Raw genomic sequence first — 21,146 nt, forward strand, 5'->3', positions numbered from 1 at the left:
TGTGGTACATATATGGTACTAATCAAGTTTTTGTGGTACTTGGGAGTCTCTCAAAGAACTCTTCCTAAATAACATCCTGATTATTTAACTGTTCAAATATATCTTTCTTTTTATTTTCTGATACTTCTGCATATATACCCAATGTTGTCTGGATATCCTTATGTCCCATCACTGACTGAATCACTTTGGCATTGGTTCCATTTTCACAAAGCCTTGTGCAAAAGGTATGTCTTGTGATGTGACAACTAAAATTTGGAATTATGACCGGCTCTCTGCCTTCTCTTTTTGCATCCACTATCTCCTTTGAGTTATGATCTGATACTATGCGTTTAATAACTTTATTAACACTGGCAGGATTTTGTAGCCCTCCAAATCTGTTACAGAAAATGAAATTTTTCATCCCTCCAAGTTCTACCAAACAATGATAACCATACTCTCTCTGATTTTGCTTTTCCAGTTCAAGTGCATCCTTAACTTTCTTTAGCATCGGAATCTTTCTTATTCCCGCCTCTGTCTTTGGAAGGGCAAGCTCGTATTCACACCTATAGTTCTTGTCAGATCTGGGATAATATGTCACATCATGATCAATTGTAATTATCCCTTTTTCAAAGTCAACATCATCCCAACGCAGACCTATAATCTCGCTTATTCGGCAACCGGTACCAAACATCACAATAAACAGCGGCTTCCAACTAAGATTTTTCTTGAGTTCAAGACTTTCAAGAAAGGCTCGTTCTTCCTCAATCGTTAGTGCATGTCTTATACCTATGTTCCCATCCCACTTTTTCTTGACTTCAGCCATAGCTCCATCTGCCGGATTGTTACGGATAACATTATCCCTAACTGCCAGCTGAAAAGTTGGTCGCAATACTGTATTAACAGAATCCACTGTACCAATTGATAACCCCTTACCAAGTAAGGCATTGTAAAACAGCAACACATCAGAATATTTGACCTCTGAAAGCTTCTTCTTGCCGAATCCATCTTTTACATATCGATCATAGATATACAAATAATTGGTCTTTGTTGAGCTGCGAAGTTCTGTTTTAGTGGCAATATAACGATGAAATGCATAATTTACGTCCGCATTGCCCTGAACATAAATATCAAGTCCGTCAAGTTGATCTCGTTGGAGTTGCTTCTCCTTATCCCGAAGTTCCTCTAAGTTCTTAGCATAAATGCATCTCCTTTTTCCTAGAGAATCTGTGTACGAATATCTGTAAAGCTTCTTATCTTTCTTGTAGTCCTCACCCTTATGTAATACCTTTCCCTTAGTATCTTTGCGTATTCTTGACATAACCCATCTCCTTTCCATTCAGGAAAGAGATTTTGCAAAATTACTGTTGCATAGTTTCAAACAATTGTCTGACACCTTTGCGTATAGCTTCTGTTATGGTCTGGTTGTTTTGGGCTGCACATTTTTTCAACTGCTCATACTCTTCATCAGTAAAGCGGATTGATATCTTGCTTGACTTCGGGTTTTCAGCCTTTGGTCTTCCCATCTTAGCCAAATAAGCCCACCTCCTCTCAACCTACATCCAGTATACTTTTTGTCCTTCAATATGTCAAGTATTTTACCCTACAAATCCCTCAACTGAATATCATGAATTATTAAACCTTATATACTTCTCAACCTTATCAAGTTCAACAAGCGCTATCTTATCCACATGTATAACAGCATCAGCACTGTTTGCAAGCTCCGTAAATTTCCTTTCACTCATGCTATACAATTCTGCACCCTCCTTATAACGAACATATTTTTTTGTTGAATATCTCTGTGTACGGAGAAGAATCATCGAAAAAACATCACTTGGCACATAAAATATCATATTATTGAAAATACATTTGACAAGATTATCATCATCTTTCTCTTTTTTCATAGCCATCGCTCCTACCAAAATATTGTTGCCTTGATAATCAATACATAAAGTCACCTCCTTCTTAACTTTCCATATTTTATTAATAAAATATGTATTCATTAACTGATAAATCTTTTTATAAAAATTACTTTGCAGTGATCCCGGGTAAGATCACATTGGAATTCCACCAGCTTCTTCAGCCCCTATCTATTGGGAAGTAACTTTAACTAAGGAACGCATCATCGCCATAGGAACCCCAATCCCATTTTCAGCAACATATACGACGCTCCGCAACTTATATCAGTATTCGCTTTTCTTACTAATTTACATCAAGTTGCATCTTGGCGTACTTACTGTTTGGCTTAACGCTCCGATTGTTCTGCAAAGTAAAACTATATTCAATTTTCAAAGTACTATATATTAACAAGGTAGCTACCCTTACACTGGACTTATTTATCAGTCCGAAAAGCCTATAAAAGACAACATTTCTACTAAACACATAGCTCTTATAGACTTTATGAGAACGACAAATATAAAGGATGTAAGAATGCCGAAAAGCCCTGTTCACTTCTTAAACTTTAAATTTTGTCTGTATTAGCTGCACAAGCATAATCATAACTTCCTGCTTACAGTCCTTGCGACATTCTTCAGGCAGCCATGGTGCCAGATGATAAATAACTTTTTCAATCTTTCCACTGAAGTTTTCTAATATTTTTCCTATGTCTGCCATATTGCCTTTAGTGGCAGATACAATAAGTTCATAGTCAATTCTGTTTATTTCTGCCATTCTTATATTTCCTAACCTTTCTTAATCCCTGATACTTGTAGTCTTTCGCCCTTTTGGGAGTAATTCCAAGAATCTCACCTATCTCTTCATAGTCATAGTCAAAGCCTACTCTAAGTATCAACACCTGTTTTTCTCGTTGTGTAAGTCTGTCAAACAATACTTTTAGAAGATCGCTTTTAATAAGAACCTGTAAATTCATAATTTCATACTTATCTTCAAAATCATGCCTATCTTCAACCGGTATATAATTTATATACTCTCCTTTATACAATGCCTCCAGCGATATACCGCTGTTCCTCAGTTCCTCTGCTGACACTTTTCTGGTAACATTCCTCGCACAGTTCCAAATAGACTGTTCCATGAAGCCTATAAACTCCGCTTCCACACGCTCTTTATTATCTGTAAATTTTTTCAAAGCTTCCACCTTTCTGTGCGGAGCCTTCTAACATTCTTACATTTATAAACTGTGTTTTGATATATCAAAAAGTCACGGATAAAATAAAAAATATTATTTTTTTATTAATTTACTTTCTAAAATTTAAAATTCATGCTGACTAACAATCTTTTTCACATCATGTCTTTATTGTATATGCGATACCTGAAATATCCCAACTCCCCATTAAGCTCTTCATCCTACAAAACAGTTTTATACCAACCAAAAAGAGTTTACAAAAACATTGTCTTATCTTTTCTTATTGCCATCAAAATAATCTCCAAACTATGTGGTTATATCTTACACGGTTGTATAATTAATGTTGGGGTTGGGTATTACAAATCTCAACATTTTTTATTATAATAAAAAAACCTCCAAGTCCCCAGTTCAACACAAAAACTATACTTGGAGGAGGTGTCCATATGAACGACCTAAATAAGATTTTAGGCATTTATGATGTAAAAGTCAATGTTAATTGTGTAAAGGACGATGATATCTCGTTTCCCTAGGGTGAAAAGTTTATTTCCACAACCCCTATGCTAAAGTTGCGTTTAGTCTTACACATATTTCAACTTTTACAATAGTTGCGTTTAGTAGTACAATTCGGATAAGACAGCTACCGGAAAGGTAGGTACCACTATAACATCTTTAAACTCATTTTCACATTTAACACTTGAAGATAGACGAATTATTCTAACAGGTATTACTAACGGTTCCACTAAGACTGCCATTGCTGAAACTATTGGTAAAGATAAATCAACTGTTTGTAAAGAAATTAAATCACATCGTAAGCTGACATACAGATGCAGCATGCCGCTTGAATGTAGTAACTACAAGAAGTGCCCTTTTGGACGTGAATGCAAAACTGATTGTATACTTTACTCTCCATTCCACTGCAAAAGACGTGACCGCTCTCCCGGTGCCTGTAACGGCTGCACAAACTGGCGTCATTGTCGTTTTAACAAATATAAATATTCTCCGGAAGACGCATGGAATGATTATCGTTATACACTGGTAGACTCCAGACAAGGAGTAAATCTTACGGTTAAACAAGCTAAAGACATTGCCGATGTAATAGCACCCCTTCTTAAACAAGGTTTATCTCCATATCAAATACTTGCTTCACACCCTGAACTTGGTATTTCTGAAAAGACTTTATACAACTACATAGAAGGCGATGTATTTCATGAAATAGCCGGTATAAGCGTTCTTGACCTTAGAAGGCAAGTCTCTCGTAAAATTTCAAAAAAGAAGTCTAATGGTTTTAAGAAGAGAGCTGACAACAAACATCTGATTTGGCGTAACTACAATGACTATAAACAATATATTGACGACAATCCTAATGCTCTTATAACGCAGATGGATACAGTCTATAACAACGAAACCACAGGGCCATTTATTCAAACTTTTAAGTTTATTCCATCAGGCATCCTATTTGCACTCTACCAAACCGAAAAGACTTCCACTGCTATGAAGAATGGAGTCGATACTTTAGAAAATATCCTCGGCAATGATGTATTTAGAAAATATGTGAATGTCTTACTAACTGATAGAGGTTCTGAATTTTATGCAGCAAAGGATATGGAAACAGGTATAGATGGTACCACACGTACCCGAGTATTTTATTGCGACCCAATGCAATCCGGGCAAAAGGGATCTATAGAAAACAACCACATACAGCTACGGTATATACTTCCAAAGCAGACTAATTTAGTTTCTCTTGGATTAACTGATCAAGATGCACTTAACCTCGTACTAAGTCATCTAAACTCAGCACCGGTTGAAAAATTTGGTGGCAAGAGTCCATTAGAGGTGGCATCTTTTATGTATCATGATCTATATGAAAGGCTTATTTCGTATGGCATCAAGGAAATAGAAAAAGATAGGATTGTTTTAAAACCCTATCTTCTAAAAAATAGATAACTCTTATTATAGGTAGCTGTCAAGAGCGTCTCACACAGGTATTTTACAAGTGGAAGTTAGTCCTACACTCAAAAAAATTCGATTAAAATCCACTTATTTGTCATGCCAAAAAATGACACCTATACGCCCCAATAGCTCCCTATAACATTTATATTGTAACAGTTATTGCATCTTTTTAGTAGTATAAATGTTATATTTCTTTGATTCTGTAAGACTAAATGCAACTTAAATATTTTTACTTTTTAAGTTGAACTAACATTTACACTTCAGCCGGTATAAAAGAGTTTAATGCAACAATCACAGCATTCAGAAATAATTACAAATACATCTTAAATTCACTTAAGTACCGACATATATCAAATGGACCTACAGAAGGGTTTAATAACAAGATAAAAGTACTTAAAAGAATATCTTATGGTGTACGTAACTTTAAATATTTTAGGAATAGAATTTTAATGGCAACAGCTTAAAAAATGACCGGGGACGAGGTATTTTTGTTGTGCAAAAAATATTTATCAGCTTTGTAAGCGTCAAGCTAAATACACATAGAGCAAAAGTCATAGAACTAGAACTTATCATTCTAATCCTACGACTTTTTATTTTTACAACTCTCAGGAATCTCATCTGACCAAGGTACTAAGAGCGAAGCATCTCCACCTGACTGTATGGTATCAAAAACAAATGTAAGATATTTTTGTGGTATCAGGTTATTAAGTATTGCACTTTGAATTATACTATATATCAATGTAGATGCATTAGCTCCGTTAGGTGTATTCGCAAATAGCCAATTAGACCTACCTATAACAAATGGCTTCACACTTTGTTCAGCAAGATTATTACTTAATTGTATTCTTGCATCCTTTAGAAAGTTCTCTAAGTACTCTTTTTGATTTATTGCATAAGTAATAGCCTTCCCCATTAAACTCTTAGGAAGGATTTTTGATTCTATTTGTGAAATCCAACTATAGAACTCGTCAAGTACTTGTTTGGAATTGGTTTTTCTCATTTCCAGTCGCTTTTCCAATGTAAGACCGGATTCATCTGCCTTATCTTCCAAGCGGAATAGTTTCCTTAGATAAGTCTCCCCTTGTTTTGCATACTCATTACTCCTATTAACTTCGTATGCTTCATAGAACTTTCTCTTTGCATGTACAAGGCATCCGCATAAGGTCTTATCCATAAGCTTTTTATATCCGGTGTACCCATCGCAGTGAAGGTAAGTTCCTTTCCAATCCTCAAGAAACTTTTTAGCATAGTCTCCGCTTCGACCAAGTGTATATTCATACAATACTGCAGGATGTGTATTGTATTTGCTTGTTCTATACACCCATACATATGACTTGCTTCCTGCTTCCTTTCCGGGTTCATGTAATACCTCAAGGACAGTTTCATCTGCATGGAGTAGTGTCTCATTTAGTAGACTAAGCTTTATCTGCTCATATATAGGCTTTAGAAGATTAGCTCCTTTTATGATCCAATTAGATAAATTTTGTTTTGATATCTCAAAGCCTAATCTTTTAAACTCTTGCTCCATTCTATATAGCGGTAGTGCAAGTGTGTACTTTTGATTCATTATATAAGACATAAAACTTGGTGATACTACACTCTTTTTAATAAGAGCTTTAGGATGAGGTGCTATCTTTATAAAGCCACTCTCTCCATTCTTGTCACAGTTTCTGCAACTATAAACATAAGTCACATGCTCTATAACCTTAACCTCAGCAGGGACTACCACCAGTTCTTTTCTTATCTCTTTCTTCATAACTGTAAGAGGGCTGTGGCAGTTATCACATACCTGTTCACTGTCATCTAATTTATATTCAACTACCTCAACAGGAATGTCATTAAACTTGCTTCCTTTTTTAGCTTTTCTTCTTTTATGCTCAGGTATAATACTTTCCTGTGGTGGCTCACTTTGAATTGGCTCTCTAAATGTTTCAGCCTCATTGAAGACATCAAAAAGAGAAAGTTGTCCATCAATAGCTTTTTCGCTTGATTTGCCAAATTTCTCTTTTGCTTTTAATTTCAGTTGCTCCATATACCAATTATTTAATTTATTTAACTTAGCAATCTGTTCACTTTTTTCTTTTTTTATTTTTTCTAAAGTCTTAATCTCTTTGTCTTTATCCTGTAAGATAGCCTTAAGTCCGGCAATTTCTGCTTGCAATTCATCTATAGTTTTCATTTTACCGGACCTCCAAATCTCAAATATTTATGTAAAGATTATACTATAAAATCTATAGTAAATCCATTAAAATCAACACTTTTTGAAGACTTCACTACGCTTTATTTTTTATTTTATTCCCGGTGCCATGATTATATTTTTCAAGTCGTCTATTAATAAATCCATAGTGATTTCTGTATCACTTTGTGACGGCCAAACCACATGTCCTTTTTCAATTCTTTTAAAATGAATCCAAAATCCATTATCTTCCCATACAAGAAGCTTTATCCTATCCCTCGCATTGTTACAAAAAGCAAATATTACATTATCTCTTGGATCAAGGTTGAAATTACTATAAACAATTTCAGCTAATCCGTTTATATTTTTCCTCATATCAGTAGCACCACAAGAAAGAATTACACGATAGTTGCCATAGTTAAACATTTATTTCATTCACCACCTTGATCACCTTTGCAAGTAGTTCAAGATCGGTATATCTATCCACTACAATGTTGACAGCACCTATCTCCATCTTTAGGGTCTTACCGGCTTGTGTTGTCTTGATTTCAATAAATTTAACATCCTTAGAGTGCTTTGATTTCTTATCATGTTTACTCACCCATCTTGTGACTGTTGAAATAGGTAATCCATTCTTCCTAGCCCAGCTTGTGATACTTAATCCACTATTTTTAAACTCCTCAATCAATTGCTCTTTTTCTTCATTAGGATATTTAGCCATAGGCACCTCCACATATTTAGTATAAGCTCATTTTATAGTGGAAGTGTATTTATTGGGAGGCGTACTTGAATTGACGCTTACGAATAATAAAGATATCTCCTCAATATTACTATCTTCAATCATATTCCACCTGTCCTTAAAGTCCTGATTACTGTCTACAGATATTAAATTCACCTTAGTTCCCCAGTAATTTGATATCCTACTTGCCTCATCTTTAGCTTGCTTCGCAAAATTTGTTTCATCATAAAAAACATAACTGTCAAGTCCTGTTAGATCATAAAACTTTAAAGGATTAGCCAAACAATATGCATAGATATTGGTAGCCTGAGGATAATGAATCTCTCCCTTTATCCAGTCCTCCCCGGCAAACCTGCCAACTCCTGCCACATACTCTCTTGCCTGTGCAAAGTATGTATCAGCTATATTATCATATCTGTATCCTGTATAGCCGAATGGCTGCACATGTCCCTGTGTGCAATAGGTGTCTTCTCCAAACTCATCATATCCGTATATAGTTTGACTTTCTCCTCCCTGCTCAAGAAGGCGAATTGTACTTCCAAGCTCATCCTGTAAATATGCATACTCTTTTTCTCCCTCTTCCATATATGCAACATTAAAGTCCCATACATAGCTTTGTATTGCCTGGCTGCCTCTTTTTATGGTTTTATTTTGCAAAAGATTGTGATATGCCCTTGTTCTGTCAAGTACATATTCTTCACTGTATATCGATTCTTTTTGTGATAAGTCAAGTTTGAATATATCTATAGATTTACTCTCTCCATAACCTCCTCTTTCAAATTCATACTCTTTTATTCCTATCCTGTTTCCTAGCCCGTCATAGCTGTAGCTTCTTGCTTTTCCCAAATTTGAGTAACTTAAGCCAAGCCTACCTGTGATATCGTATTCTTAGGCTCTTACTCTCTTTCCTCTATCTGTTATGCCGATAAGATTTCCTCTTTTATCATATTCGTATGTCTTATTTCCCTGTAATCCTCCCTCTTTTATAAGTCTGTCCAGTGCATCATAAGTATATCTTATCTCTAAATCATTAGACCTTTTTAGTGATTCCCTGCTTCCATAGGCATCATATGTATACTTGCTTACAAGTCTGTCTCCTCTTTTTACTTCTAAGGGTATATATCAATACAGTCAAAAACTTTCCTTGGTTATCATAAGAAAGTACTACTTTTACTTTGTCCTTTCTTTCCATACACACAAGTCTTCATTCTTTGTTAAAAAGACAGAAAAATTTCCCTATGCTTTTTTTGAGTAGTTTTCTTTCATCATACATTTACCAAGGTATTCCTGCTTCAAAATCATATTTATTAAGAAACCCAGCTGGGTAAAGCCATCCCGGCAAAATAACTGTTTCTCGTTTTATAGGATATATAGGGTACCAATCTATTAATTTATATGCTTCAAAATATTCACCGCCCTCCTCCCAGTATTTACCTCCTTCTATTTTTTTTACAATACACAAATAAGTATTATCATATTCTGAAAGTGGCATTTCTCTTATTGGATTATCATCTTTCTCAAGCCAAATATCATGGATGTTTTCTTTATCATAAAAACTATTACTATCTCCTACAATTTTCCAACTTGCACCTGTTGCATAAAATGTTCTTTTAATTAATATAGCATTTTCATACTCGTAAAAATCTGCTTCCATTTTTGCATATTTAACAGGTATCCAAACAGGAACAAGATAAATTATTATAATTACAATTACCTGAATCCGTGAAGCTCCTAATTTATTAATCCAACATTTACTTATCAATACTGGCATTTCTCATACTTTTGCAGATATATTTTTTTCACCTATCAGGTGTAGAAAAATCATGATACAATACTCTTGTAAATAATCTGATTTAGGAGCGAAATATTATGAAAAACAATCGTCGAATGACTCTTGCCAATAACAACATTGTTTTCGAATATACCAACGAGCGTATCATCCCTGCCGGTGGGTTAGCGGTTGTCGGTGCAATTCTTGGAAAGAGTGATTTTACCAAAAGGCTCAACCGCATGGATGTTACAGAAAATCGTTCTCAGCATCAGATTAAGAATGGTGATATCATCCTTACATACATAGGAATGCTTTGTATGGGAAAACCTTATTTTGAGGCAGTCCATGAGATGGATGACGACAAAGCTTTTTATCAGGCTGCATTGGGAATCACCCGAAGTATTCCTTCAGAGGAAACGCTTCGTCAGCGTATGGATGACATTGGCGATAGTCTGCGTAGCCTGATTCTTGATGAAAATATCCGGATGCTCCTTGCTAACAAAATTCGACCCGGTGTCCTTTCCAATGGTTTCGTACCGGTAGATATTGATGTAACACCGATGGATAATTCAAAATCCCGCAAAGAAGGTGTTTCTCGTACCTATAAAGGATATGATGGTTATGCTCCCATGATGGCCTACATTGGCACTGAAGGTTACGCAATCAATTTCGAACTCCGTGAAGGAAAACAGCATTGTCAAAATGGTACCGTAGCATTCCTTCAAGAGACAATCAAACTCTGTAAAAAACTGACTGATAAGCCTCTTCTCATTCGTCTGGATTCGGGAAATGATTCAATTGATAACGTTGCTGTTCTCATTCAGGAAGGCTGTTATTTTATCATTAAACGAAATCTTCGCCGTGAAAGTAAAGAAGAATGGTTTAACATGGCAAAGCAGTATTGCAAAAACGTCACCACTCCTAGGGAAGGAAAAACTATCTATATCGGAAGTGATTGGAAAACTGTCACAAGTAAACAGTTCAAACAGGAATTCACTCTTAGAGCCGGCTATGAAATCACAGAGCGAACCATTAATAAATACGGACAATTTATGTTTCCGGTCGATATTGAAGTAGAAACATGGTGGACAAATCTTGGAGAAACAGACCGGGAAATCATACGCCTTTATCATGCTCATGGAGAATGCGAACAGTACCATAGTGAAATTAAGACCGATATGGATATAGAGCGCCTTCCATCCGGCAAATTTGATACCAATGCACTTGTTTTAGAGTTAACCATCATTGCTTACAACATTTTGCGAATGATTGGCCAAGGAACAATTGGAGGTCGCGCTCCGCGCCAAAAACGTGATGTAAAAAGACGTCGGATGCGTACAGTAATCAGCAATTTGATCATGATGGCAAGTCATATCACAACACACGCACGACAATTAATCATGGGATTGGGAAAAAGTAATATATGGAGACATATATTCGCTGATTACTGTGAAAACAATATCCTTGCAACTGCATAAAACGTCATTAGCAACCGAAAGGCTTTATTTGCTGACCCATTTTTTAGGAACAGGCTCATTTCATGCTTAAAAATCAATATATTATTTTATTAAATTAACAAAATCAGTCGTCTTCAACATAGGTCGGAGTCTATCGCAGATTTGGCATTTGAACAAAACTGAACTTCACGGATTCAGGAATTACTAATAAAAATAGTAAAATAAAACTTCTAAGCACTCTTATTAATCCTTTTTTTAATAAATTTCCTTCCATTGATATAATATTCCTTTTTTATTTATTCGGAGCAATTTGTCATAAATAAAACCCTCTCAGCACTATCACTTCCCTCTGGAAATTTGGTATTCCCTCCAAAAATATCTACACCTAATCCTCGTGATATTTTTTTTAGTAAACTATTATCCGATACATTTCGGTATAAAGTTTTACCATTAAAAGTATAAGTTAATCCACCTACTCTGTTAACCCAAATTTGAGCAAAACTATCTTTTCCTGCTGTTCCGGTGTTACAAGAATAAAAATTAGTTTTAGGTATATTAAAAGCTCCGCTATTAATTCCAGCTATATCATTTATTGTTAAATTTAGTGATTTGTTGTAATTTTCATCCTCATAATTATACCCTAAAGATACGATTCCTCCGTCTCTTACAAATCCATGAGAAAATACACTAACTTCAGTAATCAAATCTTCATTTCTTGTATATTTTGTGTCATTAGCTCTTATAGCATTGCTTGGATCAGCAATTCTCGGCAGTTCTTTTGGGGTAGTCTTATTATTAAGATAATTTATTAAATCCGATTTGTTGTTAATAAAATATAAATTTACATTTTCTGAGCTTGCTACTCTTTGAATTGCATTTATATCCCCATTTGTCCAACCGGCATTTGATACAAGCCATGTTATATCATTCGCACCTTCCTTTTTCCATTCATTTATCTGAGCGATTGCAGGATCAATAAATTCATAGTAATATTTACCCTTTTTTTGTTTCTCGACACTATATACTCCGCCTGATACCAAAAGCCTTTCTTTTCCATCCAAATCAATATATATCAAAGAATTATTTCCACAATAGTTGTATGAATTCAAGCTAAACGGCTGCTCTATATTTCCTTTTATCCAGTCCTCTCCTGCAAACCTGCCGACTCCTGCCACATACTCTCTTGCCTGTGCAAAGTGAGTACCTGCTACATTATCATATCTATAGCCTGTATACCCGAATGGCTGTATCTGTTCCTGTGTGCAATAGATGTCTTCTCCAAACTCATCATAACCGTATATAGCTTGACTTTCTCCCCCCTGCTCAAGAAGGCGAATTGTACTTCCAAGCTCATCCTGTAGATATGTAAACTCTTTTTCTCCTTCTTCCATATATGCAACATTAAAGTCCCAAACATAGCTTTGTATTGCCTGACTGCCTATTTTTTCGGTTCTTCTTTGTAAAAGATTGTGATATGCCCTTGTTCTGTCAAGGATATAGTTCTCTTCATATGACGGTGTCAGCTCTGACAAGTTTTCTTCCAAGATAGTCTTAATCCCATCTTCTCCATAGCCTATCTTCCTTTCATACTCTTTTATTCCCATCCTGTTTCCAAGCCCGTCATAGCTGTATATTCATTATGCCTATTTATTTATAACTATATAAATATCCGGCAAATTTCTGTTATCTTTCATATTTCCACTTCCGTGTTCACCAATAAATACTATTTTTAATTCACTGATCTTCTGTTTTCTATTAATAAAAAATATTTTTTTATCAGTTACTTTCATGTCTCTAGTTTTTTCATCTATCTCCCATTCATAGCCTTTCATTCTTTCATTCGTTATCAAACCATTTACTTTATCTTTATATGATTCCGCAAATATACTAAATGATAAATTATTATCTGTTATATTTTCTAATGTTATAGTGCAATACATATATACTTTACCATTATATATTTTAAAATCATGAAAATAACTATGCTCCTTATCTATAATAATAGCTTCTTTATTTTTTTTACTGAGTAACCCCAATAAAATTACACATAAAATAAATATTACTATCATAATATAATATTTTAATCTGACAACCATCCGCAGCTACCTCCCTGTTTATCAATAACTGTTTTATCATCCCATGAAATTTTCACTAGAAATGGTTTTGTATTACCCATTGTTATAATATTTGCCACTTTAGCTTTCCATTTATCAGAACTATACATAAAATTAGGATCCATTCTATCGTTCCATATATAATGTAAGTCATACTCTACCCTTGATTCATCTATTTTTGAAATCTTTCCTTCTATGACAAATCCACCCGCTTCTACTTCCGGTCCATAAAAATAATTATATCCTATAATTGCCTCTCCATTTGCAACAAAAATATCAGGCTAATAGTAAGCTTGATTAAGTTCAATACTTTGTCCTGCTTTTAAAGGTTCACCCAATGGATATACAATATTTTTCACTCTTTCCTTTAACTCATTATCTGCTTTTAGATATTCTGACCAACTACCATTTTCTTGAATCATGCTAACCCCATTTCCATATAGATAATGAAATAATATACTCATACCTTGAGGATCACTTTTAAAATTCATTTCTCTATTAATTTCTCCAACTCTATTACCTACACGTGAAGTTGTCTGAATAAACCTTGAACTCACATTACTATCCTACTGATCTCCATTAAATGTTGCATTAGATGGGTTTGCTAATGTTGCTACTTTGGCTGTTTTACCATCTATATCCACAAACCCCATAGGATTTCCATAACAGTATCCATAACTATTCAAAGTATACGGATATGCCATACTTCCCTTTATCCAATCCTCCCCTGCAAATCTTCCAACTCCCGACACATACTCTCTTGCCTGTGCAAAGTATGTGTCAGCTACATTATCATATCTGTAACCGGTATACCCGAATGGCTGCAAATGTCCCTGTGTGCCATAGGTATCCTCTTCATATTCTTTAAAGCCTATCCTGTTTCCAAGTCCGTCATAGCTGTAGCTTCTTGCTTTTCCTGATTTTGAGTAAATTAAGCCAAGCCTACCTGTGATATCATATTTTTAGGCTCTTACTCTCTTCCTCTATCTGTTATGCCGATAAGATTTCTTCTTTTATCGCATCCGCATACCCAATTTCCCAAAATACCATAGGCATACTTCTCAAGCTTTACACCTTCCTTTAAATTGCAAAGTCCGATTAATAGTACTCTTTTATTATATCAATAGATATTACATACCTCATTGAAATGTACTATCTATACTACATTATCCTTAGGTTTATCTACTCTTACCACTTATAAAATCTTTTATTCTTTTTTTTAGAATTATTATACCAAGAATAACAATTCCGGATAAATATATTCGTATATATAAATCAATTAATATTTTATATAAAAACACTATATTTAAGAGGTATGCTATCCACACTAATATAAATGCTACACTTTCTATAATTAATATTATATATATTAGCCAATATACTTTTTCATTCCTTGGCCACAAAAAAAATAATATGCTTGTATACTTATTAAGCTTTATTTTTTTCTTATATTTTTCTATATCAGTTTTATCTGTTCCCCAACATACACCATAAAGCAGTATATATCCTAAAACCGTCACTATTGCTGTAATACTGAAATTTGACATAAAATCTCCTATTCTGCAAAGCATTTTCCAACTTTGGTCGATCTATTTATATATCTTTCAAATTTCTCCCTCAGTTCTTCATCAGACATATTATTGTTTTGTTTTTTATAAACTTTATCTTTAGTAAATTTCAGTAATATATCTGCTAATGTAGATTTAACTGTTGCTAAGCCATTTGTTTTTAAGCTTGCTAATATCATCTTCTGTACAAAATCTGTATACTGCCACTTGCCTACATCAACCATATTCTCTCCCGGTGCATCACCCATATATGCTCCTCCTTGCACAGCCTTTGCCAAAGCAATATTATATAATCCGTTATCAATTATTTTACTAATTTCTTTCAATTCTTGTACTTCTTTTTGCATTGTTCCACCGGCTGCCGCAGAAATACCCCAAACAACACTTGAGATTGCTCCATCAACGAAATGCTCCTGCAAGCTTTTACTTTTAAATTCACCATTAGCAGCAACCTTTGTAGCATAATTACCTCCTCCGACAAGCATTCCTCCGGCTACTAAATATCCTATTCCTACACCTGTACCTGCTATCGCACCCACTGCAAGTCCTGATGTAGTGTCTACAATTACATTATTCCAATTAATATCCTTTTGGTTACCCTTTTCTATTTCCATTACTTCTGAAAAGAGTCCACCGGCAAATCCAAACACTGCTCCTATACCTGCACCAATAAGTATAGTCGGTACTTTTCCATCCAAATCAACAAACTTCTCCGGATTCCCAAAACAATACCCATACTGATTCAGGCTAAATGGCTGCTCTATACTTCCCTTTATCCAATCCTCTCCTGCAAATCTGCCTACTCCCGGCACGTACTCTCTCGCCTGTGCAAAGTAGGTATCAGCTACATTATCATATCTATAGCCCGTATAACCGAATGGCTGCATTTTCCCTTGTGTATTATAGGTATCTTCTCCAAATTCATCATAACCATATACAGCTTGACTTTCTCCTCCCTGCTCTAGAAGACGAATTGTACTTCCCAGCTCATCCTGTAGATAGGTAAACTCTTTTTCACCTTCTTCCATATATGCAACATTAAAGTCCCATATGTAGCTTTGTATTGCCTGACTACCTCTTTTTATGGTTTTATTTTGCAAAAGGTTGTGATATGCCTTTGTTCTGTCAAGTATATAGCTTTCTTCATATGACGGTGTCAATTCTGACAAGTTTTCTTCCAGGATGCTCTTAAGCCCGTCTTCTCCATAGCCTATCTGTTTTTCATATTCTTTAAAACCTATCCTGTTTCCTAAACCGTCATAGCTGTAGCTTCTTGCTTTTCCTGATTTCGAGTAACTCAAACCAAGCCTACCTGTGATGTCGTATTCGTAGGCTCTTACTCTCTTCCCTCTCTCTGTTATTCCGATAAGATTTCCACTTTTATCGTATTCGTATGTCTTATTTCCCTGTAATCCTCCCTCTTTTATAAGTCTATCCAAGGCATCATAAGTATATCTTATCTCTAAATCATTACCACTTTTTAGTGATTCCCTGTTTCCATAGGCATCATAGGTATACTTACTTACAAGTCTGTCTCCTCTTTTTACTTCTATAAGTCTGCTTAGGGCATCATAACTGTAATAAAAGGTGGATGAATCATCCCATAGTTTATGTATTATCTTTTCTTTATTATCATTTTCCTTTATTCCCTTCGAGTTTACATCCCTATGTCTTACGATCTTTGTTTTATTCCCTAAAAGATCATAATCATAGGTATACTCTTCAACCTTTCGATTTTCTTTTAAATGTCTTAGGCTGCTTAAAAGTCCTCTTTCATTATATTTATAGATACTGCTTACTTCATCAGACATATCTTTTCTGATAAGTCTTCCCTCTTTATCATAAGTATAATCAACTCTTTTATTTCCTGAGGTAAGACTTGTCAGCCTTAAATATTCATCATATTCATATGATACACTTTTTCCGTCCGGATATACCGTCTTTAATCTTTCTCCGTACTTTCCATATCTGTAACTGACTTCATCACCGGTATAGTCCACTACCTTTGTAGCTCTGCCAAACTTATCACTCTCTATATTTATAGTACCAAGTGCATCCTTTACCTGACTTAACTGTCTTAAGCTGTTGTAGGTGTACTCCACACTTTTCCCGTCATTATATATAATACTTTTGATATCTCCGGCTTCCGTGTAGGAATAGGCTGTATTATAACCTTATCTGTCTTTCTTTCCTGTCACTCTTCCTAAAAGATCATATGAAAATATTTCTTCATATCCAAGTGCATTTGTAACAGACACTATATTTCCCATAAGATCTCTTTTGTATCTTGTAACCCTTGGAATGTTTTCTGCATCTATATGTTCTTTTAGAGAAGTATTTACTGATTCAACACCTGATATAAGTTCTTTATCACCTTCATGTCTATATACGGTAATAAGCCTTCCTACCTTATCATAACTGTATTCAGTTCTGTTTCCCATAGCATCCAAAACTGATGTAAGCTTCCCTCCAAGGGAATAACTGTATTTTGTCACATGTCCCATGGTATCCGTTTCTTTTATTACATTTCCCATGGCATCATATTCAAAACTTTGTTTTTGGGAAAAGTTATTCTTTACCTCTATAAGTCTGTTCAGCTTGTCATAGGTAAATAAAACATAATCTCCCTTTTCATTCTCCCTTTTTACTACATTCAAATTTTTATCATATGTAAATATTTCATATCTTTTATCAGGATATGTTTTTCTTTGTAGAAGACCACCTTTATAGTAATCGTAAAGAGTTTCAAATTCCCCCGACTTTATCTTTTTTATTTTTCCAAGTTCATTGTATTCATATTCTCTTGTAAAACCGTACACATCTGTTTCAAATATTATCCTTCCCAAAATATCATACTTTATTTTATGTGTTCCAAGATTATTTGTTATATTCAGGCTATGTTTTCCATACTCATACTCTGTTTCCTCTCCGGATTTGTCTCTGTAGGATATAAGTCTGTTTCTTTCATCATATGAGTACTCTTCCATGTTTCCCAAAGGATCAATTATCTTTATCAGATTTCCGTTTGCATCATAGTGATACTTATACACACCCTTATTTTGTAAAGTCTTTTTTTCTACCAGATTTATTGCATTATAAGTATACTCTACCTCTCCTCCATCAGGATATACTTCCTTTATAAGATTTTGGCAAAGATCATACTCCATCCTATAAGTCTCACCGTCAGGCAGGGTAAAATCATTTATATTATTTAACTCATTATAGTTTATCTTTGTTATACCGCCTCTAAAGTCTTCAAATAAAGACAGCTTCCCATTCTCTGTATAGTTATATCTACATGTGTTTCCTAAAGCATCCTTTACAGCGGTCAATAAGTCTCTCTCATCATAGGAAAACCCTGTTTTATTACCTTCTCCGTCAATGCTTGCAATCACACGATTAAGGTTATCATACTCATAAGTGGTTACTTTACCGTTTTCTTCTTCGATACCGGATATATTCCCTCTGTTATCATAGTAAGCTTTTCTTTTGGAATTGTCAGGCAAAGTTATTATGAGGCTTTCTGTGTTGCCCGCTTTGCTGTAATCAAGCTTTGTACTTTCTCCTAAAGCATTTTTACTTTCTATGATTCTTCCTTTATCATCATAAAAATACTTTTCAATCTCTTCACCGTTTATATAATGGACTGCTACATTCCCATCACTGTCATAATCTACACTTTCACTTTGATTATCAGGGAAAATAACCTTTGTAAGTTTTCCTTCCTTATCATACTCATAGGATGTTATATTTCCCTTTTTATCCTTATATGAGGTCAACAGATTTCTTGTATCATAAGTAAAGCTTTCCGACTCACCGGCGTACTCACTTTCTATATTTCTGAAATTCTCATCATGTACATGTACCTCTGCATTTCCATTCTGATTTATGACAAAGGTTTTACTTTCATCACTTTTATACTCATATCTTATTATTCCTCCATCGGCAAATTTTTGTATCTTTACCCTGTTTTCACCGTCATAAAGGTTTTCAAGTACATAGATTCCCCTTGGATTTTTTATCTTTTCCAAAAGTTCATCTTTATAGTAATAGCTGTATGTAAGTTTTCCCTCAATATATACTCTTCCAAGCTGATTTCCTTCATAACTGTACTCTACTTTTCTTCCGGTATGATCTTTTATCTCACTTAATTTCCCGAAGTCATTGTAGTAAAGGGATATTTTACTTCCACTTTTTTCAGATACTTCCAGCAGTCTGTCTTTTGAATCATAAGAAAGACAAACTGCCTCACCATCCTTTCTTTCTATACGCAAAAGCTTCCCGGCTTTATCAAAAAGGTATATAAGTCCACTCTCAGCATTGTAAATAAATCCTGTTTGCGTTTTCTTTAAACGATTGAAATCATCAAAAACAGAATATATTCTTCCTTCTTCGTCCACAAAGTATGCTTCATCCTGTCCGTCGGATAAATGTAATATATATCCGTTTTCTTCACGACTTACAGATATTTCATAGCTGTGTCTCCAACCTTTTCCAAGTACTCCGGTTCGTTTTTCACTGCTGTTATAAGACCTTATAAAACCTATAGGAAGTTTTGAGCGGAGCATAATATCTTCTTTACTATATGTAAAGTTTCCGGTATTTGCATTTACCGGATCTCCCGTCATGGCACATAATGCACCTCTTGCTCCCTTTAAAAAATCTTCCATACTGTTGTTTTTCATAAGATCTTTTAAAAGTTCATTCCATGAGGCAAAGGCAGGACCGTTCTTTTCAAGCATCTTTGAAATGATTTTATAGATTTCTTCCTTTAGTTGTGCATCACTAAGTTCTAATGCTGCCGGTAGGGCATTATTTCTTACACGATTTAACGCACCTGTATAAACCGCACTGTAACTTCCATCCTGATTTTTGATTATCTTTACTCCTGCACAGGCTGCCAAACTTCCCATGAGTTTCAGCATAAGCTTATCCTTCTCACTTGGCACTCCTGCCATGACAGGCATTGCACCAAGCATCATTGGAAGCAGTCTTTCAAAGTCCTTTGACATATCCTTATAAGGCTCTTTTAAGTCTTCATATGTCTTTGATTTTTTCCCCTTAAGCAATACTTTATCAGCTGATATATTTACATCACTTTTTAACTTTATGGAACTTCCCTTTACTTTCTTCATTAGACACTACCTCCTCCTATGTATGCTCCCTTTTTAGTGCTTTACTTAGTACATATTTAGATTTACCTGCTTTAGTTCTCCCATATATTCACCAAAGAGAAATATTAACTCTTTAGATGTATCTTTAAAAATATCAGTATCAATTACCGACTCTAAAGCTTTTTTCCAAAAAATTGCAATAATATCTTTATATCCCTTTAAAACAAACCTTATTCCTTCTTCTATCTCCGGCTCACTTAATAAAAGTTTTCCTATCCCTTTCATCATTTCTTCACGAATTTTATAGGAATCTTTTTTCATAAAATCCGGAATCCAATATCCGATACCTAAAGGTTTATCTATATACAAGCCCTCATCTGAGGCATATATCATGCATTTATAACTTTTTGTATAAAGGCTTGTGTTAAGAAAAAATAATGTAAGATACTTAAGCTTATATACCTGCTTTTCCTCTATCACATTTGACAGTATGTTTTTTATTTCTTCAGATAAATCCTGTATATTATAATCTTCATACTCCCGAATTTTTTCGCTGATCCATCTGTATCTGAAACTTTTAAAATATTCCTTTTTTTGCTTTTCCTTATTCATTTATCTACTTTCTTACCGGTATTATATTTTGAAGTATGTCATTCACAGCTTTTTTCCATGTCCATGATAGTGGCTCCCTGCAATTAAACATAACCTGTACTGTTTCTCTACCTATCTTCCCCAGACCTGTTTTATGATATATTCTCTCATCTATTCCTGGTATAATAAAATCAAAACAGTACATTTTTACACAGCCTTCATTCGCCAATTCATCATATTCTAAAAACTTTATCCCGGTATGTGCTTTTGAAAGCAGACTTTTAAAATCAGTTACCAAAGTTTTTACTTCTGTATCTTCACTGACTTTAAGAAGGCTAATGCTTAGATTTACATCTCCGGCAAGGTTTGTTTTTATTATCTCAGGTCTAAAATTGGTAGGATATTTTATTTCTTTTATTTCATCCGGCATATCTATAAAAGATAAAGGGGTGTATATGGATATGGCATCATTAAAGTATGAAGCTTTTATAAAAATCTCAAGCTTACCATCTATAAAATAGCCTTCTTTTAGAGACATATCTTCATTCCCACAGTGTTCTAATTTAAGTGGAATAATCTTTTCGTCGATATAGTTGCTCATAGTAGCC

At 34.6% G+C, this 21,146-nt stretch carries 21 protein-coding genes and 1 pseudogene; 3 read left to right on the forward strand and 19 right to left on the reverse strand.

All coding sequences use genetic code 11. The annotated features are described in order from the left end of the window. Window positions 1-64: 64 nt before the first annotated feature. The 5 genes from EHW90_RS09980 to EHW90_RS10000 all read right to left on the reverse strand — a co-directional run bounded on the left by EHW90_RS09980 (window position 65) and on the right by EHW90_RS10000 (window position 3,061). The gene (locus EHW90_RS09980) at window positions 65-1,297 is read right to left on the reverse strand and encodes a site-specific integrase (RefSeq protein WP_124952587.1); all 1,233 of its coding nucleotides are present in this window, start codon (window positions 1,295-1,297) and stop codon (window positions 65-67) included. Between the two features lie 40 nt (window positions 1,298-1,337). Continuing rightward, entirely contained in the window at window positions 1,338-1,502 is a 165-nt protein-coding gene (locus EHW90_RS09985) for a DUF6290 family protein (RefSeq protein ID WP_242822712.1), read from the reverse strand. A 99-nt stretch (window positions 1,503-1,601) separates the two neighbouring features. Further along, complete coding sequence (locus EHW90_RS13525) at window positions 1,602-1,979, reverse strand: DUF6462 family protein (RefSeq protein WP_243113960.1); 378 nt, start codon at window positions 1,977-1,979, stop codon at window positions 1,602-1,604. A gap of 451 nt (window positions 1,980-2,430) precedes the next feature. After that, window positions 2,431-2,646, reverse strand: a complete 216-nt coding sequence (locus tag EHW90_RS09995) for a helix-turn-helix domain-containing protein (protein WP_008753510.1) — start codon at window positions 2,644-2,646, stop codon at window positions 2,431-2,433. After that, window positions 2,624-3,061 carry a sigma-70 family RNA polymerase sigma factor gene (locus tag EHW90_RS10000; RefSeq protein WP_008753511.1) on the reverse strand — a complete coding sequence of 146 codons (438 nt, stop codon included), beginning with the start codon at window positions 3,059-3,061 and terminating at the stop codon, window positions 2,624-2,626. The genes EHW90_RS09995 and EHW90_RS10000 overlap by 23 nt, the downstream gene beginning before the upstream one ends. A gap of 657 nt (window positions 3,062-3,718) precedes the next feature. On the opposite strand from EHW90_RS10000, the gene EHW90_RS10005 reads away from it, so the two are divergent. Together EHW90_RS10005 and EHW90_RS10010 are read left to right on the forward strand one after the other, a co-directional pair. Then, on the forward strand, window positions 3,719-5,002 hold the full coding sequence (locus EHW90_RS10005; RefSeq protein ID WP_124952589.1) for a helix-turn-helix domain-containing protein: 1,284 nt from the start codon (window positions 3,719-3,721) through the stop codon (window positions 5,000-5,002). A 266-nt stretch (window positions 5,003-5,268) separates the two neighbouring features. Further along, window positions 5,269-5,472, forward strand: a pseudogene (locus EHW90_RS10010) (transposase); the annotation flags it as partial. A gap of 116 nt (window positions 5,473-5,588) precedes the next feature. On the opposite strand, the gene tnpC reads toward EHW90_RS10010, so the two are convergent. The 5 genes from tnpC to EHW90_RS10035 form a co-directional block, all read right to left on the reverse strand. Then, the gene (tnpC, locus tag EHW90_RS10015) at window positions 5,589-7,187 is read right to left on the reverse strand and encodes an IS66 family transposase (RefSeq protein WP_124952590.1); all 1,599 of its coding nucleotides are present in this window, start codon (window positions 7,185-7,187) and stop codon (window positions 5,589-5,591) included. Window positions 7,188-7,295: 108 nt separating this feature from the next. Beyond that, window positions 7,296-7,610, reverse strand: coding sequence for an IS66 family insertion sequence element accessory protein TnpB (gene tnpB, locus EHW90_RS10020; RefSeq protein WP_124952591.1), 315 nt, complete (start codon window positions 7,608-7,610; stop codon window positions 7,296-7,298). Next, window positions 7,603-7,905, reverse strand: coding sequence for an IS66 family insertion sequence element accessory protein TnpA (gene tnpA, locus EHW90_RS10025; RefSeq protein WP_124952592.1), 303 nt, complete (start codon window positions 7,903-7,905; stop codon window positions 7,603-7,605). Before tnpA ends, tnpB begins: the two co-directional genes overlap by 8 nt. A gap of 27 nt (window positions 7,906-7,932) precedes the next feature. Continuing rightward, the gene (locus tag EHW90_RS10030) at window positions 7,933-8,769 is read right to left on the reverse strand and encodes an RHS repeat domain-containing protein (RefSeq protein ID WP_243113962.1); all 837 of its coding nucleotides are present in this window, start codon (window positions 8,767-8,769) and stop codon (window positions 7,933-7,935) included. Between the two features lie 427 nt (window positions 8,770-9,196). Further along, the gene (locus EHW90_RS10035) at window positions 9,197-9,694 is read right to left on the reverse strand and encodes a hypothetical protein (protein WP_124952593.1); all 498 of its coding nucleotides are present in this window, start codon (window positions 9,692-9,694) and stop codon (window positions 9,197-9,199) included. Between the two features lie 98 nt (window positions 9,695-9,792). Between EHW90_RS10035 and EHW90_RS10040 the strand changes: the two genes are divergently transcribed. Further along, a complete protein-coding gene (locus EHW90_RS10040; RefSeq protein WP_124952594.1) occupies window positions 9,793-11,172 on the forward strand; it encodes an IS1380 family transposase in 1,380 nt (459 codons plus the stop codon). A gap of 275 nt (window positions 11,173-11,447) precedes the next feature. Here EHW90_RS10040 and EHW90_RS13535 read toward each other — a convergent pair whose 3' ends face one another. The 9 genes from EHW90_RS13535 to EHW90_RS10080 form a co-directional block, all read right to left on the reverse strand. Further along, the gene (locus tag EHW90_RS13535; protein WP_243113963.1) at window positions 11,448-12,755 is read right to left on the reverse strand and encodes an RHS repeat domain-containing protein; all 1,308 of its coding nucleotides are present in this window, start codon (window positions 12,753-12,755) and stop codon (window positions 11,448-11,450) included. 39 nt (window positions 12,756-12,794) lie between these two features. Then, window positions 12,795-13,247 (reverse strand): hypothetical protein, encoded by a 453-nt coding sequence (locus EHW90_RS10050; RefSeq protein WP_124952595.1) that lies wholly within the window; start codon window positions 13,245-13,247, stop codon window positions 12,795-12,797. 299 nt (window positions 13,248-13,546) lie between these two features. After that, window positions 13,547-13,822: a hypothetical protein gene (locus EHW90_RS10055; RefSeq protein WP_124952596.1), complete on the reverse strand. Its 276-nt coding sequence runs from the start codon at window positions 13,820-13,822 to the stop codon at window positions 13,547-13,549. A 9-nt stretch (window positions 13,823-13,831) separates the two neighbouring features. After that, window positions 13,832-14,092, reverse strand: coding sequence for an RHS repeat-associated core domain-containing protein (locus EHW90_RS13540; RefSeq protein ID WP_243113964.1), 261 nt, complete (start codon window positions 14,090-14,092; stop codon window positions 13,832-13,834). Window positions 14,093-14,443: 351 nt separating this feature from the next. After that, window positions 14,444-14,812: a hypothetical protein gene (locus EHW90_RS10065; RefSeq protein ID WP_124952597.1), complete on the reverse strand. Its 369-nt coding sequence runs from the start codon at window positions 14,810-14,812 to the stop codon at window positions 14,444-14,446. Between the two features lie 8 nt (window positions 14,813-14,820). Continuing rightward, on the reverse strand, window positions 14,821-16,935 hold the full coding sequence (locus EHW90_RS13545; protein ID WP_243113965.1) for an RHS repeat domain-containing protein: 2,115 nt from the start codon (window positions 16,933-16,935) through the stop codon (window positions 14,821-14,823). 72 nt (window positions 16,936-17,007) lie between these two features. Further along, window positions 17,008-19,968 carry a DUF6531 domain-containing protein gene (locus tag EHW90_RS10070; RefSeq protein WP_243113966.1) on the reverse strand — a complete coding sequence of 987 codons (2,961 nt, stop codon included), beginning with the start codon at window positions 19,966-19,968 and terminating at the stop codon, window positions 17,008-17,010. Between the two features lie 45 nt (window positions 19,969-20,013). Beyond that, a complete protein-coding gene (locus EHW90_RS10075) occupies window positions 20,014-20,559 on the reverse strand; it encodes a hypothetical protein (protein WP_124952598.1) in 546 nt (181 codons plus the stop codon). A gap of 4 nt (window positions 20,560-20,563) precedes the next feature. Then, window positions 20,564-21,139, reverse strand: a complete 576-nt coding sequence (locus EHW90_RS10080) for a hypothetical protein (RefSeq protein WP_124952599.1) — start codon at window positions 21,137-21,139, stop codon at window positions 20,564-20,566. Window positions 21,140-21,146 lie beyond the last annotated feature (7 nt).

This window comes from Lachnoanaerobaculum orale (assembly GCF_003862485.1).
In the GTDB taxonomy this organism is placed as follows: Bacteria; Bacillota; Clostridia; order Lachnospirales; family Lachnospiraceae; genus Lachnoanaerobaculum; species Lachnoanaerobaculum orale.

What these genes read in the sequence shown, in the direction of transcription:
- EHW90_RS09980 (WP_124952587.1), bottom strand. Translation starts at nt 1,297, where the DNA reads ATGTCAAGAATACGCAAAGATACTAAGGGAAAGGTATTACATAAGGGT.
- EHW90_RS09985 (WP_242822712.1), bottom strand. Translation starts at nt 1,502, where the DNA reads ATGGGAAGACCAAAGGCTGAAAACCCGAAGTCAAGCAAGATATCAATC.
- EHW90_RS13525 (WP_243113960.1), bottom strand. Translation starts at nt 1,979, where the DNA reads ATGAATACATATTTTATTAATAAAATATGGAAAGTTAAGAAGGAGGTG.
- EHW90_RS09995 (WP_008753510.1), bottom strand. Translation starts at nt 2,646, where the DNA reads ATGGCAGAAATAAACAGAATTGACTATGAACTTATTGTATCTGCCACT.
- tnpC (WP_124952590.1), bottom strand. Translation starts at nt 7,187, where the DNA reads ATGAAAACTATAGATGAATTGCAAGCAGAAATTGCCGGACTTAAGGCT.
- tnpB (WP_124952591.1), bottom strand. Translation starts at nt 7,610, where the DNA reads ATGTTTAACTATGGCAACTATCGTGTAATTCTTTCTTGTGGTGCTACT.
- tnpA (WP_124952592.1), bottom strand. Translation starts at nt 7,905, where the DNA reads ATGGCTAAATATCCTAATGAAGAAAAAGAGCAATTGATTGAGGAGTTT.
- EHW90_RS10035 (WP_124952593.1), bottom strand. Translation starts at nt 9,694, where the DNA reads ATGCCAGTATTGATAAGTAAATGTTGGATTAATAAATTAGGAGCTTCA.
- EHW90_RS10040 (WP_124952594.1), top strand. Translation starts at nt 9,793, where the DNA reads ATGAAAAACAATCGTCGAATGACTCTTGCCAATAACAACATTGTTTTC.
- EHW90_RS13535 (WP_243113963.1), bottom strand. Translation starts at nt 12,755, where the DNA reads ATGGGAATAAAAGAGTATGAAAGGAAGATAGGCTATGGAGAAGATGGG.
- EHW90_RS10050 (WP_124952595.1), bottom strand. Translation starts at nt 13,247, where the DNA reads ATGGTTGTCAGATTAAAATATTATATTATGATAGTAATATTTATTTTA.
- EHW90_RS10065 (WP_124952597.1), bottom strand. Translation starts at nt 14,812, where the DNA reads ATGTCAAATTTCAGTATTACAGCAATAGTGACGGTTTTAGGATATATA.
- EHW90_RS10070 (WP_243113966.1), bottom strand. Translation starts at nt 19,968, where the DNA reads ATGAAGAAAGTAAAGGGAAGTTCCATAAAGTTAAAAAGTGATGTAAAT.
- EHW90_RS10075 (WP_124952598.1), bottom strand. Translation starts at nt 20,559, where the DNA reads ATGAATAAGGAAAAGCAAAAAAAGGAATATTTTAAAAGTTTCAGATAC.
- EHW90_RS10080 (WP_124952599.1), bottom strand. Translation starts at nt 21,139, where the DNA reads ATGAGCAACTATATCGACGAAAAGATTATTCCACTTAAATTAGAACAC.